This window comes from Pseudomonadota bacterium (assembly GCA_039028935.1).
In the GTDB taxonomy this organism is placed as follows: Bacteria; Pseudomonadota; Gammaproteobacteria; order Steroidobacterales; family SZUA-146; genus SZUA-146.
The window spans coordinates 1-14,900 of sequence record JBCCHD010000044.1 but is presented as its reverse complement, the minus strand read 5'-3'; the positions used below and the strand labels follow the sequence as shown (position 1 = coordinate 14,900).

Here is a 14,900-nt window from a genome sequence, read left to right as displayed (position 1 = left end):
GCGTGATGTCGGCCGGTTTGCGAGGGCCCACAGCGACCCCAACGGGGCGCCAATGGTGACCTCGATATCATTATTATTAATAATAGCGGTGAAAATGGCCTAAAATAGTGACCAAAGTCGCAATAATGATAACCCCGTGATCGACTCATCTCACACAGAACGGGCTGACTGGCATGCCGATACCGCCGACGTTCGCGGCAAGCGAGCAGCGAGTACATACACGGTCTGGGGAGGGGCGAAGGCGGGCGCGCGCGGAAAAAGGGGGGAATCGTGGTCGGGATGAGTGGATTCGAACCACCGGCCCCTGCCTCCCGAAGACAGTGCTCTACCAGGCTGAGCTACACCCCGAACGGCTCAAAGAGTACCCAATGGTGTGGTCGGGTTCAATCAGATGGGGCGACCGACGACCCTTCGATTCTACCCACCGAGTAGGCGGGGGTTGGCATCACGATACCCGGCATTGCGAGGTCGATGGGTGCGACGTGGGTGTGGCGCTGCGCCAGCACTTGACGTGTCAAACCGGCTACTTATCGCATTTACCTGCAACCTTTTCACAGGGCGGCGTATCGTATCAATGAACCCAATAATCAGGACAATGGAAGCGCCGTAGGCAAGATCGCGCGCACGACCTTAGGCAGAAATAGAACCCGGCGCTTTATAAGGATTCAACATGGGGTTAACCGAATTTAATTTCAAACACTGGCCGGCCATGGCCGTCGTCGTTGCGTTGGTGGTTGTGTTTGGCATTCTCAGCGCCTTACGCCTGCCCATTCAGCTGTTACCCAACATCGAAGAGCCGCAAATTTCCATTGGCAATTTTTGGCGGGCCGCCGCACCGGAAGAAATGGAGTCCGTCATCATCGAGCCTCAAGAAGAGGTGCTGCGCAATCTACCCAATCTCACCAGTATCAACTCGTGGATCACACGCGGTTCGGGTTGGATCAATTTGTCTTTTGCCACCGGCACCGACATTCAAGAAGCCAAACTCAATGTGATCAATGCGCTCAATCAAACGCCGCCGCGGCCGGCCGACGCACAAGAGCCTCAGGTCAATACCGGTGGCGGTGGTCGCACACCCGGCGCGGCGTCACTTTTGGTCCGTGTGTTGCCCGGGAATCCCGATCGCGATTTGGCCAATTATCAACGGCTCATTGAAGAGGAAGTAGAAACGCGTTTAGCGCGCGTTGAGGGTGTGTCATCGGTGCAGTTGGCGGGCGAACAGCCGCGCGAACTGCACATCACGCTCGACACGTACCGGGCCGCCGCGTTGGGCATCAGTATTAATGACGTCGCGGGTGTGGTGTCGCGCTCAACCGATGTGTCAGGCGGCACGGCCGATGTCGGACGGCGTCGCTATACCGTGCGCTTTGTTGGCAAGTTCTCCCCGGAGTCGCTCAACGAGCTAATCGTTGGTTGGAGCGGCGAACGTCCGGTCTACCAGCGCGAGGTGGCCGATGTCACGATCGTGCCGCGTGATCGCGATGGGTTTACATTGCGAAACGGATTCCCGTCGTACTACATCACCGTACAGCGCGAATTTGGTTCGAACACGGTGACCTTGCTTGACGGCATCAATAAGGCGATTGTCGAACTCAATGAAGGCCCACTCAAAGAAGCGGGGCTGGCCATCGATTTGAGTTTCGATTCGTCGGTTCACATCCGTCGTGCGATTACGCTCATACGCGATAATCTGGGGCTTGGCATGCTGTTGGCCACCGCTGTGCTGTACTTTTTGATGCGCAGTAAGCGAGGGGTCGCGCTGGTGGCGGCCACCGTGCCACTGTCGATCATGGTGGCGTTTGTGTTGCTGTCTATCACCGGGCGATCGCTCAACGTCATTTCACTGGCTGGCCTTGCGTTCGCCGTTGGCCTCGTGATGGACGCGGCGATTATTGCGCTTGAAAACATCGTGCGCTTACGACAACAAGGCTCGAGTCCCGCGGAAGCGGTTGAAAAAGGCAGCGCGCAAATTCGTGGCGCGCTGTTTGCGTCGACCGCAACGAGCGTCGCCATTTTCTTGCCGGTGCTGTTTATTTCCGGTGTCGAGGGGCAGTTGTTCCGTGATCTGGCGATGACCCTCGCCGTAGCGGTCACCGCGTCCTTTGTCATTGCCATCACGGTGTTGCCGGTCGCGGCACGCGGCTGGTTGGGTCAAATTAAGGCCGTGGACCCGTGTTCGCATTGGTGGCAAAACATCGCACGTTGGGTCGATACGCTCACGCGAACCCGCACGCGCGCGTTTGCGTGGGTCGCCGGGCTATTGGCGGCCTCCATTGCTTGCGTGGTGCTGTTGTTACCAAAATCCAATTTTCTGCCGCAGGCGCCTGCCGATTCGATCAACGCGGGATTTATATTGCCACCGGGCGGCACAGTGGAGATGCTCGAATCCGAGATTGCAAATAAAATCGTTGAACGCCTTAAGCCCTACATGGATCACGAACAAGAGCCGTATATTCGGGGTTACAACCTGTCGGCGTTCGGCTCGTTTAACGCGCTGTTTGTCTACCCAGAAGACCCCAAAAAGATCGATCAAATGATCAACATTTTGAACACGGAGGTGTTGATCGAATTACCCGATACCACCGCCTTCGTGCAGCGCTCGACGTTGCTCAACTTTGGCTTTGACGGTGGTCGCTCGATCAATGTCGATTTGCAGGGCTCTGACATCGAGAGCATCACGCAGGCGGCCACGACGGCCATGGGTATTGTGGCGCAGGCCTTGCCGACGGCACGCACACGACCGATTCCGGGGTTGTCCATTGCGGAGCCGGAGCTGCAGCTCGTTCCGGATGACCGGCGTATCACGGCGGCCGGACTCGATCGGGCGGCGATTGCGAACACGTTGCGCACGGTCACCAGCGGTTCGTTTGTTGGTGAGTACTTCGATGGCAACGACCGTATGGACATGATTCTGCGCGGACCAGCTTGGAACTCGCCTGAAGAATTGGCGGCCATCCCGATTGCAACACCGCTGGCGGGTGTGCAGTCACTCGGTGAGCTCACCCAGATCAATCGCACGGTTGGGCCGACGCAATTACTGCGCGTTAACGGTGGTCGCACGGTGACACTGTCAGTATTGCCCCCGGACGACACGACCGTCGAGGAAGCGCTCGATATTCTGCGCGACGAAGTGGGCCCTCAGTTGCGTGCGGCGCTGCCGCCGGATGTGACCATCAGCTTCCGCGGCACTGCGGATCGACTCGACGCAGCGTTTGGCACGATGGCCCAGAATCTGGCGCTCGCACTGCTCATTCTGTTTTTGATTATGGCCGCCATGTTCCGCTCAGTGTGGGACAGTCTGCTGGTGTTTCTGGCGATTCCGTTGGCCATTGCTGGCGGCGTGTTGGGTTTGCGCGGCATTAATTTATTTACGCAACAGTCGCTCGACTTACTCACGATGATTGGCTTTATTATCCTGTTGGGTCTGGTCGTGAACAACGCCATATTGTTGGTCTTGCAAACGCGTAACGGTCAAGCCGCAGGCTTGTCCCAAGGTGATGCGATCGTCGATGCCGTACGCCTGCGGGCGCGACCCATTTACATGAGCACCCTCACCAGTTTGTTTGGGATGCTGCCGCTTGCTTTTGTGCCGGGGGTGGGCGCTGAAATTTATCGCGGCCTTGCTGTGGTTATTATCGGCGGCATGTTTATTAATGCGCTCTTTACACTCGTTTTCATTCCCTCGTTGCTGCGGCTTGAACCGAGTTGGGCGCGACGAAAAAAACAACTATCGAAACCCGCTATTACGACTTCGACTCCGATGGAAGCGTCATGAATTTGATCGAACACGCACCTAAAAAAACCACCGTGGCGGCCTCGTTGCTCATCGGTCTTTTCATCACAAGCGTTGCCTCAGCGCAGGCGCCGCAACGACCACCACAAGTGGTGCGCGTCGACAGCGTGACGGTGGCCGAAATTGCGCCCACGGTGGCGGTACCGGGCACCGTGTACAGTCGCGACGAACTTCAGGTGACGGCAGGACTCGCGGGTCTACTCACGATGGTGCTCGAGCCGGGCACGAGGGTTAAAAAAGGCGATGTGGTTGCCGCGATAGACCCCAGCACCTTGCGTCTGCAGCGTGCGGAGCAAGTGGCGTTGCGCAACCGGGCCAACATTCAGGTCAAACAACTTGAAAGCGAGAGTCGTCGGCAGACCGAGCTAGGCGCGACACAGGCGGTCTCGGAATTTGTGCTGGAACAGACGGTAGCCAATCGCGATTTGGCCAAAGCCGACGCGAAGATTATCGATGTGCGTATTCGTCAGATCGACGATCAGATTCGCCGAGCGGCAACCCGTGCGCCGTTTAATGGCATTGTGGTCGAGCGCATGCATCGCGGAGGCGAAGAGGTGGGGCGCGGCACGGTTCTGGCGCGGTTGACCGCGACCGACAATCTTGAAATTCGCGCGTTTGTGCCGCTCAAATATTTATCGCGTGTGGCTGAGGGTGACGAACTGAGCGTCTTCAATACTGACCATCGTTTGACTGGAACGATTCGTGCGCTGATTCCAACCGGTGATGTACGCTCTCAAACCTTCGAAGCGCGTATCGATATACCGGTTCGTGTTGTCGGTGATGTGGTGGTGGGCGAGTTAGTGAGTGTGGCCATACCCATTCGGGCCGAACAACGCTCCCTTGCGGTGCCGCGCGACGCCATCGTGTTACGTAACGAAGCGCACTACGTGGTGCGAATCAACGACGACAATGTGGCCGAGCGAGTGGTCGTTGAATTGGGGGACAGCAAAGATGGCCTGATTGCCGTGAGCGGTGATTTGCGCGAAGGCGATCGTGTCGCGGTTCGCGGTGGTGAGACGTTGGCCGATGGCGCCACGGTTCAAATCAACGACAGTTGATCGTGTCGAACCCGTTGTTGTTCGTCTAACGCAACAGCGATCCGACAGTCAGGCTCGCGTCATTTCATGCGCTGCATCGCGTGGATACGGGTATCTGGTCGATTCGACACGCGTGACCATCGAGTGCGGTCGACCACTGTTAGTGACTTCGCTCCACCGAGAGTCTCGCCAGGGCCGCCAACGAATCGCGATAGGGTGATTCGGGCAAGGTTGTGAGCATATCGAGTGCGATGGCCGACTCGCGCTGCGCCAGCTGTGCGGTGTAGTCGAGCGCGCCGGTTGAGCGGATGGCGGCGATCACTTCATCGATGTGCTCCAATCCGCCATGCTCGATCGTGTTTTTGATGAGTTCGCTCTGACTGTCGGTGCCGTGTTTCATGGCGTAGATGAGCGGTAGCGTTGGTTTGCCCTCGGCGAGATCGTCACCCACATTTTTACCCAACTCATCGCTGCTGCCGCTGTAGTCGAGCACATCATCAATAAGCTGAAACGCCGTACCAAGATGGAGACCATACCGCGCCATGCGATCCTCGGTGTCCCGATTCTGTGCTGTCAGCACGGCCGCAATGCGCAAGCCGGCTTCGAACAGCTTGGCGGTCTTGCGGTGAATTACCTTGAGATAGTCCTCTTCGGTGGTGTCGGGATCGTTGGTGTTGATCAGCTGCAGTACTTCGCCTTCGGCGATGGTATTGGTGGCTTCTGCCAGGATGTCCATGACGCGCAGATGGCCCACTTCAACCATCATCTGAAACGCCCGCGAATACAGAAAATCGCCGACCAGCACGCTGGCCTGGTTGCCCCAAACATCATTGGCGGTGCGTCGACCGCGGCGCAGGGCGGATTCATCGACCACATCATCGTGCAGCAGCGTGGCGGTATGAATAAATTCGATGATCGCAGCCGCTTTGATGGCGGCGGCATCGGTGCCGCCCAGCGCCCGCGCCCCCACCACCACGAGCATCGGTCGCAAGCGCTTGCCGCCACTGTTTACAATATAATGAGAGACCTGATCGATGAGCGGCACATCGGAGTGGAGCTGTTGGCGAATCTCATCGTCGATGGCGGCCAGATCAGCCTGCATCAGCGATTTTATGTCAGATAGCTGCATGGTGGGCTTTTGCACAGAACTCAGCGAGCGATGCTAGCACCAAAAGCGCCGGAAGTCTTGAGGTGTCAAATACCGTAAAAACCGCGGAAAAAGGGGGAATTTCAGAGGTTTTGTGTGGGGTCTGGGGCGCCGGGTCGTCCGCGAAAGAAAATCACGAAATTTGCGGTTTTTTGCGTCGTTTTGTTTGACCCAACCCCGCGAACTCTTTAAAATTCGCGATCTTTGTCAGTGGGGTGCCCGCCCCGGACCGATGCGTCCACTCCGGGCTCAGGAGAATCAATCATGTATGCCGTGATCAAAACCGGTGGAAAACAGTACCGGGTGCAAGAGGGCGCAACCCTTAAAGTCGAGAAGCTGGACGCGGAAGCCGGCGCGACTGTCGAGTTTGATGAGGTGTTGCTCATCGGTGAAGGCGCCAGCGTCACGCTGGGCACGCCCACGATCGATGGCGGTAAAGTTACCGCGACGGTCGAAGAGCAGGGTCGCGGCAAGAAAGTCGACGTCATCAAATTTAAGCGTCGTCAGGGCTATAAGCGCCAGAAAGGGCATCGCCAGGCGTTCACCAAAGTCAAAATTACCAGCATCAGCGGTTAGGAGTAAAACATGGCACATAAAAAAGCAGGCGGTAGTACTCGTAACGGCCGCGATTCCCAATCCAAACGCCTCGGTGTCAAGCGCTTTGGTGGCGAGCAGGTGCTTGCCGGCAATATTCTGATTCGTCAGCGCGGGACCAAAGTGCACGCGGGTGACAATGTCGGAGTAGGTCGTGATCACACGTTGTTCGCCAAAGCGAGCGGTCGAGTCGAGTTCTCGACGCGTGGCCCAAAAGGTCGCCAGTTCGTGAGCATTGTCACCGACTGAGCACGGCGCCGTTAACGGCCGATGCAAACGATTACGAAAGCCCGGCACTCGCCGGGCTTTTTCGTATCACCGGATAAGGTAGAGTGACGCCATGAAATTTGTAGATGAAGCGACGGTGCGAGTGAGCGGCGGCCGCGGCGGCAATGGCAGCGCCAGTTTTCGACGCGAGAAGTACGTAGAAAAAGGCGGTCCGGATGGCGGTGATGGTGGCCGCGGCGGCAGTGTCTACTTGGTGGGCGACTCGGGTATCAACACCTTGGCTGATTTTCGCGTCACGCGTAAGTATCGAGCTGAGGACGGCAAGCCCGGTGCCCGTCGTGAGATGACGGGCCGCAGCGGTGAAGACACCCTGGTGCGTGTGCCGGTGGGCACCACCATTTCCGATCTCGACTCCGGTGAGATATTGGGCGACGTCACGCGTCACGAGCAGCGACTGCTCGTGGCATCGGGCGGCGAGGCCGGAATCGGTAACGTGCACTTTAAAAGCAGCACCAACCGCGCGCCGAGGCAGTTTACACCCGGTAAACCCGGGGAATCGCGCCACCTGTTGCTCGAACTTAAACTATTGGCGGATGTGGGCCTGCTGGGCATGCCAAATGCGGGCAAATCGACCCTGATTCGAGCGATGTCTGGTGCGCGTCCCAAAGTGGCCGCCTATCCATTCACCACTTTGCACCCAAGCCTCGGTGTTGTGCAGGTCGAGAGCGATCGCAGTTTTGTGATGGCGGATATTCCCGGCTTGATTGAGGGCGCGGCCGACGGCGCGGGACTGGGCATTCGATTTTTACGGCACCTCAAGCGCACGCGCTTGCTGCTGCATCTGGTCGACGTTTGGCCGATGGATCCGTCGACGGACCCAGTGGTTGAAATCAATGCCATATTGCGCGAATTAAGCCGCTTCAGCGATGAACTCTACGCGCGTGAGCGCTGGCTTGTGCTCAATAAAATGGATTTAGGGCCAGAAGACGAGCAGTCTAAACGCTGCGACGACATTGTGGCTCGGTCCGGTTTTGCGGGTCGGGTGTATCGCATCAGTGCCATCAGTGGCCAAGGTACGAAACAACTGGCGCGGGATATTATGGTCGCGCTGGAAACGATGGCCGAGGAGGAGGCGGCAGCGCCACCAAGTCAGGGTGCTAGCCTTGATAACGCCTCGTTTGATTGAGGCCTGCGCCGTTTAGAAATGAAAAAGCCGACCCCGAAGGATCGGCTTTTTATACCTGCGTGAAGTCGAGAAGCGCAAACGTCGGCTTCGCTGCCTGCTGCGAACAGCGGCGGCGGACGACGCGCGCTTAACTCAGGGCGTTGACTTTCGCGACAAGGCGGCGCTTGTGACGCGCTGCTTTGTTCTTCGAAAAAATGCCCTTGTTAACCATTGAATCGATCACCGGCTCAGCGACTTTCATCGCAGCGGTGGCGGCGGCTTTATCGCCAGCCTCAATGGCGGTGATTACCTTCTTCACGTAGGTACGAACTTTTGAACGAAGCGCCATGTTGTGGGCGCGGCGTTTCACATTTTGACGGGCGCGTTTGATCGCCTGTTTCGAGTTGGCCATGCTTTCCTCTGTAAATCTGATGCCTGCAGTACACACTGCGCGATTCGAGCGCAGGCGGCGTAGTCTGCGGATTTAGCCTCCGATTGTCAATGAAAAGGACCTTCTTTTTGCCTGATTTTACCGAATTTGGGCGATTCTGTGGCGCGCCTCAATTGGGCCACATTTGGCCCCCAAAAATCACCGAATTTCGAGGGGTTGGCGTGGTTTCAAACACTCGAGCTGGGTATCATGCGGCGGCTATGGTTACGACTTCCTCCGCCAATCGCCGCATCGCGGGCTGCTTGCCGCGCCGCTCAGGGCGACAGTATGTCTAATCCGCTCAAATCGACGGGGCTGGTGGGCGTGTGGACACTCCTCTCTCGGGTGCTCGGTCTCATCCGCGATGTGGTATTCGCCCGTTTCTTCGGGGCGGGGGCCGGCATGGACGTCTTTGTTGTGGCGTTCCAAATTCCCAATTTTATGCGTCGGCTGTTCGCGGAGGGCGCGTTCTCGCAGGCGTTTGTGCCCGTGCTTGGCGAAGTGCACAGCGCCGGGGACGCGGCGCGCACCCATGCGCTGATCAATCGCGTCGCCGGTACGCTCGGTGCGATTCTATTGGTTGTCACCGTGGTGTGTGCGCTCGCCGCACCGCTGCTCGTTTGGCTATTTGCGTCTGGGTTTGCCGACGATCCCGCCAAGTTTGAATTGGCCTCCGATCTGTTGCGCATCACGGTCTGGTATCTGTTGTTTATTTCGCTCACGGCGTTGGCCGGTGGCGTGCTTAACACGTACGGCCGGTTCGGCGCGCCGGCGTTTACGCCGGTGTTGCTCAACGTGTGTTTGATCAGTGCGGTGGTGTTCTTCAGTGCACGTTTTGAGCGGCCGATGGTCGGTTTGGCTTGGGGTGTGTTCCTGGCGGGTGTCACTCAGCTGGCGTTTCAGCTTCCGTTTCTTCGCGCCTCCGGCTACACGCCGCGACCAGTGTGGGCGTGGCAGGACACGTACGTGCAGAAGATCGTGCGCCTCATGTTGCCGGCGTTGTTCGGTGCGTCCATTGCGCAAGTAAATCTCATTATCGATCGCGCGATTGCTAGCTATCTCGAAGATGGGGCGATCTCATGGCTGTACTATTCGGATCGACTTCTTGAGTTTCCACTCGGTGTTTTTACCATCGCCCTGGCGACCGTGGTGCTACCGTTCTTGACCAAACAACACGCCACGCGCAACACCGCGCTGTTTAGCGCCACGCTCGACTGGGCGCAGCGACTGGTGGTGCTCATTACTGTGCCGGCTGCGGTGGGTTTGTTCTTACTCGCCGGTCCGCTGATCGCTACCGTGTTCCAATACGATGCGTTTGACGCCACCGACACCTATCAGTCGGTATTTAGTTTGTCGGCGTATGCGCTGGGTTTGGTCGGGTTTTCGTTCGTCAAAGTGTTGGTGCCGGGTTACTTCTCAAGGCAGGACGCCAAAACGCCTGTGCGCATTGGCGTCATCGCCATGTTGTTTAATATCGTGGCCAACCTCGCGCTGGTGTTGCCAATGCGGCATTACGAGTTTGTCGCGCCCCACATGGGGCTGGCGCTCGCCACGTCGCTGGCGGCGTGGCTCAATGCCGCGCTGTTGTGGCGAGGTTTGCGTCGCGATGGCGTCATGCAGGTGCAACCTGGTTGGGGCAAGCTGCTGCTTAAAGTGAGCGCGGCGACACTGGTGATGGGCGTGCTGTTACTCACCTTTAAAGGCGCCACGGCGGAGTGGGTGGCGTGGTCGCTGGGCGAGCGGGTCCGCACACTGGTTGCACTGATTCTTGCGAGCATGCTGGTTTACTTTGCTATGCTCGCCCTACTCGGGGTGAGAATCCGCGCGCTGCGTCACCCGCAGTCCTCCGATGAGGCCCCATCGAGTCAGCCCTAATCCCATCACGTATCGCGAATAAAATGAGCACGCCTTGAAACTCCTACGCCGCTTTCAACAGTGTCCGGAACTTGCCGACGGGGCGGTCGTCACGATCGGAAATTACGATGGTGTGCACCGTGGACATCAGGCCTTGCTCCAGCGCGTGGTCGAGGAAGGCCGGTCACGGGCGTTACGCACCTGCGTGATGAGCTTCGAACCCATGCCGCGCGAATTCTTTGGACGGGCGCCATCGCCCGGCCGACTGACCACCTGGCGGGAGCGATTTGAATACATACGCCAGGCGCAAATCGATGTGCTGTACCTCACCCCATTTTCTCATGCGATTGCGGGCTTGAGTCCTGACGATTTCGTGACCGACATATTGGTCAAGAAACTACACGTTAAATTGCTGTATGTGGGCGATGATTTTCGTTTTGGTAAAAAACGAGCGGGCGACATCGACACGTTGCGCGGATTGGGACGCCAATTGGGGTTTGAGGTGGCTCAGCTTCCGTCTGAGTGTCTCAACGGCGAACGGGTGAGCAGTTCGCTGATTCGCGACGCGCTACTGGCGGGGGATGTGCCCCGCGCTGAACGATTGCTGGGTCGGCCCTTTGCAATGAGCGGGCGGGTGATTCGCGGCAAGCGTCTGGGCCGCGAACTTGGGTTTCCGACTGCGAATATCCACCCTCGACGCAACAGTCTACCGATGTCCGGTATTTTTGCGGTTCGCGCCTCGTGGGAGGGGCAGAGTCGGCTGGGGGTAGCGAACCTCGGTTTTCGTCCGACCGTCGGCGGGGGCGACGCACTGCTGGAGGTGCACGTGTTTGACTTCAACGGTGATCTGTACGGCAAGCGGCTCACGGTGGAATTTGTGGGTAAGCTTCGCGACGAAGAGCACTTTGAAAGCCTGGACGAGATGGTGGTCCAAATGCATCAGGATGTGGCGGACGCAAGGGCACTGCTGGCGGCCTTGAGCTGATTTTTTTGCGTCAATAAGTGGTAAAGTCTCAGGCTTTAGCCGCGCCCCTTCCCCACGCAATAGGAGCCTGACCGACACGTGGCCAGTAATCAATACAAAGCGACCCTCAATCTGCCCAAAACCCGTTTCGCGATGAAGGCGAATCTTGCCCAGCGTGAGCCGCAGATGCTCAAAAGCTGGTATGAAAATGACCTCTATAGCCAGATTCGTAAAGCCAGCGCGGGACGTCCGAAGTTTGTTCTGTTGGATGGCCCGCCCTACGCCAACGGTGCCATCCATATCGGTCATGCGGTCAATAAGGCACTCAAAGACATGATTGTGCGCTGTCGCACGCTGGCGGGGTTTGATGCCCCGTATGTGCCAGGCTGGGATTGCCACGGCCTACCGATTGAATTGCAGGTAGAGAAAAAGCACGGTCGAGTGGGTAAGAAGCTCGACGGGAAAGCGTTTCGCCAGGCCTGTCGTGACTATGCCCATCGCCAGATCAAGGGTCAGGCCGAAGGATTTAAGCGCCTCGGTGTGCTGGCTGACTACGAACACCCTTATTTGACGCTGTCGCCCGATTTTGAGGCAAACCAACTGCGAGCGTTTGGTCAAATGATCAAACGCGGTCACCTGTATAAAGGCTATAAACCGGTGCACTGGTGTCTGGACTGTCGCAGCGCTCTGGCAGAGGCCGAAGTCGAATATCAGGACAAAACGTCGCCGTCGATCGACGTGCGCTTCGCGGTGACCGACACCGATGACCTCGCAAAGCGCGTGGGTGATCTGCCGGGGCAGGGGACCATCTCCGTTATCATCTGGACCACGACACCCTGGACGTTACCCGCGAACCAGGCGGTGGCCGTGCACGCCGATCTTGACTACGCCTTGGTGCAGCGAGAAGACGAACGGGTGGTGGTGGCAGCGGAGCTCGTCGAGGCGGTGATGGCCCGTGCCGGTGATGACAATCACACCGTGTTGGCCACGTTTAAAGGCGACCTGATCAAAGGCCTCATGGTGACGCATCCGTTTATGGAGGGCAGGATTGTGCCCGTGATCACGGGCGAACACGTGACACTCGAGGCGGGTACCGGGCTTGTGCACACGGCCCCGGCTCATGGGGTCGAAGATTTTCAGGCAGGCGTTGAATTTAACCTGCCCATGGATAACCCCGTGGGTGACAATGGTTGCTATGTCGATAGTCTTCCGCACTTTGGTGGTCAGCACGTGTTTCGGGCGAACGAATCAATTGTCAGTCTGTTGCACAGCGAAGGTAGCCTGTTCCACGTGGAATCGTACGAACACAGTTATCCACACTGTTGGCGCCACAAAACGCCCGTTATTTTTCGCGCTACACCGCAGTGGTTCATCAGCATGGAGCAGAACGGTCTTCGGCGCGATGCGCTCGACGCGATCGAAACCGTGCAGTGGGTGCCTGATTGGGGGCAACAGCGTATTGAAGGCATGGTCGACGGTCGTCCCGACTGGTGTATCTCGCGACAACGCACATGGGGTGTACCGATCGCGCTCTTTATTCATCGTGAAACCGATGCGCTTCATCCGCGCACCGACGAACTGCTCGAGCAGGTTGCGAAACGGGTGGAGCGAGACGGTATCGATGCGTGGTTCGAACTCGACCCGGAAGAGTTGTTAGGTGACGAGGCGAAGGACTACCGAAAAGTCACCGATATCATGGATGTCTGGTTCGATTCGGGTGTTGTTCACTACTGTGTGGGTAGCGCACGCGAACAACTTGGCTGGCCGGTTGATTTGTATTTGGAAGGGTCGGATCAGCATCGCGGCTGGTTCCAAAGTTCGCTCTTAACCTCGGTCGCGATGTATGGAAAGGCGCCGTATCGAGCCGTGCTCACCCATGGTTTCACGGTCGATGAGAATGGCCGCAAGATGTCGAAATCGGAGGGCAATGTCATCGCGCCCCAAACGATTTTTTCCGATCTGGGGGCAGACGTACTGCGTTTGTGGGTCGCGGCGGCCGACTATCGTAACGAAATGAGTGTGTCAGAGGTTATCCTTAAGCGCATCTCCGACTCTTATCGCCGCATGCGTAACACGGCGCGGTTTTTGCTCGGCAACATGGACGGCTTCACGCCTGACGACGCGGTGGCGCCCGCTGACATGGTAGCGCTTGATCGTTGGGCGGTTGCGCGCGCCGCCGCGCTACAAAAAGAAATCGATGCCGACTACACCGATTATCGCTTTCACCGCGTTTATCAAAAAATTCACAACTTCTGCGTCACTGAGATGAGTGGTTTTTATCTCGATATTATTAAGGATCGCTTGTACACCACCGCAGCCGACAGTCTCGCCCGACGTTCGGCGCAGACCGCGCTGTGGCACATTGCCGAAGCGCTCGTGCGTTGGTTGGCTCCCATTTTGTGCTTTACCAGCGAGGAGATCTGGCAGGCACTACCCGGCGAACGCGATTATTCGGTGATGACATCCACCTGGTACTCGTTCCCTGACGACCTCGACGCGTCGGATGTTCAGTGGGACCAGGTGATTGCTGTTCGCGATCAGGTTAAGCCGGTGCTTGAGTCGCTGCGCACAGAAGGAAAGATCGGTGCGCCGCTCGATGCGTCTGTGACGCTGCATTGTGATGAGACGCTGCATGCTGCGCTGGCGCCGATCAAAGATGAGCTGCGTTTCATTCTGATTACGTCGTATGCGCAGCTGCGCGATGATCGCGATACGGCCGGCGCAACCGAGGCCGCCGAGGAGCTTGCGGGCAAGCTATGGGTGTCTGCCGAAGCGGTGGAGTATAAAAAGTGCGAACGGTGTTGGCACCGGCGTCAGGAAGTCGGCTCGATCGTAGCCCACCCAACTTTATGTGCGCGTTGTGTCACGAATATCGACGGTTCTGGCGAAATTCGGCTGTACGCGTAATGGGCGACAGACTCTTGGCCAAGCTACCATGGATAACACTGTTCGCAGCCGTGTTGGGTTTCGATCAGTGGACGAAGCGCTGGATAATTGCGCACTTTCAATACGCGCAAATCGAACCGGTGTTTACTGGGTTCAACTTGACGCGCCTGCATAATGAGGGCGCGGCCTTTAGTTTTTTAGCCAATGCTGGCGGTTGGCAAAAGTATTTTTTTACAACGCTTGCGCTGGTGGTCAGCGCGGTCGTCATCGTGTGGTTTTGGCGCTTGCCGCGCCGTGATCACAAACTGCTATCGGCAGGCCTAATGTCCATCGCAGCGGGCGCGCTGGGGAATGCGATTGACCGCATGCTGTATGGCCATGTGATCGATTTCATCGACGTCTACTATAAGACGTGGCACTGGCCTGCGTTCAATGTGGCGGACAGCTTTATTTTTATTGGCGCCGCATTGGTCATCATCGATATGTTTGTCAATGGTGAACGCACAGACGCCCGCGATCAGCGGGCGTCCAAATAACCGTGGCACGGCGTGTTGCGGGTCAAATCAGTTATTGACGCCTGGCACAACAATAAAAAAGCCCTGCTCATTCACATTTGTCGCATTCTTGCCCGATGTGCCCCTGGCCGTAATGACGTAGTGGTCGGCCGAATACTCTGAAATTGAATAGCCCTCGGCAAACGTATTTGCGCGGTACGTCACGTCCGTCGTCGCCGCGACGCCGTTGTCGAATGCATAGGCGTTATTGCGCGGCGTGTCGGGTGTTGCCGGGCCTAGAACAAATT

At 57.5% G+C, this 14,900-nt stretch carries 12 protein-coding genes and 1 tRNA gene; 9 read left to right on the top strand and 4 right to left on the bottom strand.

Annotated elements, in window-relative coordinates; all coding sequences use genetic code 11:
* Positions 1 to 271: 271 nt before the first annotated feature.
* A tRNA-Pro gene (locus AAF465_15185) sits at positions 272 to 348 on the bottom strand.
* A 322-nt stretch (positions 349 to 670) separates the two neighbouring features.
* Here AAF465_15185 and AAF465_15180 point away from each other — a divergent pair.
* A complete protein-coding gene (locus AAF465_15180) occupies positions 671 to 3,775 on the top strand; it encodes an efflux RND transporter permease subunit (GenBank protein MEM7084071.1) in 3,105 nt (1,034 codons plus the stop codon).
* A complete protein-coding gene (locus tag AAF465_15175; GenBank protein MEM7084070.1) occupies positions 3,772 to 4,851 on the top strand; it encodes an efflux RND transporter periplasmic adaptor subunit in 1,080 nt (359 codons plus the stop codon). Before AAF465_15180 ends, AAF465_15175 begins: the two co-directional genes overlap by 4 nt.
* Before the next feature lie 139 nt (positions 4,852 to 4,990).
* On the opposite strand, the gene ispB is transcribed toward AAF465_15175, so the two are convergent.
* Positions 4,991 to 5,959: an octaprenyl diphosphate synthase gene (gene ispB, locus AAF465_15170; protein ID MEM7084069.1), complete on the bottom strand. Its 969-nt coding sequence runs from the start codon at positions 5,957 to 5,959 to the stop codon at positions 4,991 to 4,993.
* 282 nt (positions 5,960 to 6,241) lie between these two features.
* On the opposite strand from ispB, the gene rplU reads away from it, so the two are divergent.
* From rplU to cgtA, 3 genes are all read left to right on the top strand, one after another.
* The gene (gene rplU, locus AAF465_15165) at positions 6,242 to 6,553 is read left to right on the top strand and encodes a 50S ribosomal protein L21 (GenBank protein ID MEM7084068.1); all 312 of its coding nucleotides are present in this window, start codon (positions 6,242 to 6,244) and stop codon (positions 6,551 to 6,553) included.
* Positions 6,554 to 6,562: 9 nt separating this feature from the next.
* Positions 6,563 to 6,820, top strand: coding sequence for a 50S ribosomal protein L27 (gene rpmA, locus AAF465_15160; protein MEM7084067.1), 258 nt, complete (start codon positions 6,563 to 6,565; stop codon positions 6,818 to 6,820).
* Positions 6,821 to 6,911: 91 nt separating this feature from the next.
* The gene (gene cgtA / locus AAF465_15155; protein ID MEM7084066.1) at positions 6,912 to 7,985 is read left to right on the top strand and encodes an Obg family GTPase CgtA; all 1,074 of its coding nucleotides are present in this window, start codon (positions 6,912 to 6,914) and stop codon (positions 7,983 to 7,985) included.
* 127 nt (positions 7,986 to 8,112) lie between these two features.
* Here cgtA and rpsT read toward each other — a convergent pair whose 3' ends face one another.
* Positions 8,113 to 8,376 carry a 30S ribosomal protein S20 gene (rpsT, locus tag AAF465_15150; protein ID MEM7084065.1) on the bottom strand — a complete coding sequence of 88 codons (264 nt, stop codon included), beginning with the start codon at positions 8,374 to 8,376 and terminating at the stop codon, positions 8,113 to 8,115.
* Between the two features lie 306 nt (positions 8,377 to 8,682).
* Here rpsT and murJ point away from each other — a divergent pair, with 306 nt between their 5' ends.
* The 4 genes from murJ to lspA all read left to right on the top strand — a co-directional run bounded on the left by murJ (position 8,683) and on the right by lspA (position 14,634).
* Complete coding sequence (murJ, locus tag AAF465_15145) at positions 8,683 to 10,269, top strand: murein biosynthesis integral membrane protein MurJ (GenBank protein ID MEM7084064.1); 1,587 nt, start codon at positions 8,683 to 8,685, stop codon at positions 10,267 to 10,269.
* Positions 10,270 to 10,303: 34 nt separating this feature from the next.
* Positions 10,304 to 11,233 carry a bifunctional riboflavin kinase/FAD synthetase gene (locus AAF465_15140; protein MEM7084063.1) on the top strand — a complete coding sequence of 310 codons (930 nt, stop codon included), beginning with the start codon at positions 10,304 to 10,306 and terminating at the stop codon, positions 11,231 to 11,233.
* A gap of 132 nt (positions 11,234 to 11,365) precedes the next feature.
* A complete protein-coding gene (ileS, locus tag AAF465_15135; protein ID MEM7084062.1) occupies positions 11,366 to 14,119 on the top strand; it encodes an isoleucine--tRNA ligase in 2,754 nt (917 codons plus the stop codon).
* On the top strand, positions 14,119 to 14,634 hold the full coding sequence (gene lspA / locus AAF465_15130; GenBank protein ID MEM7084061.1) for a signal peptidase II: 516 nt from the start codon (positions 14,119 to 14,121) through the stop codon (positions 14,632 to 14,634). Before ileS ends, lspA begins: the two co-directional genes overlap by 1 nt.
* 27 nt (positions 14,635 to 14,661) lie before the next feature.
* On the opposite strand, the gene AAF465_15125 is transcribed toward lspA, so the two are convergent.
* On the bottom strand, positions 14,662 to 14,900 hold a 239-nt coding region (locus AAF465_15125), incomplete at its 5' end, for a hypothetical protein (protein MEM7084060.1).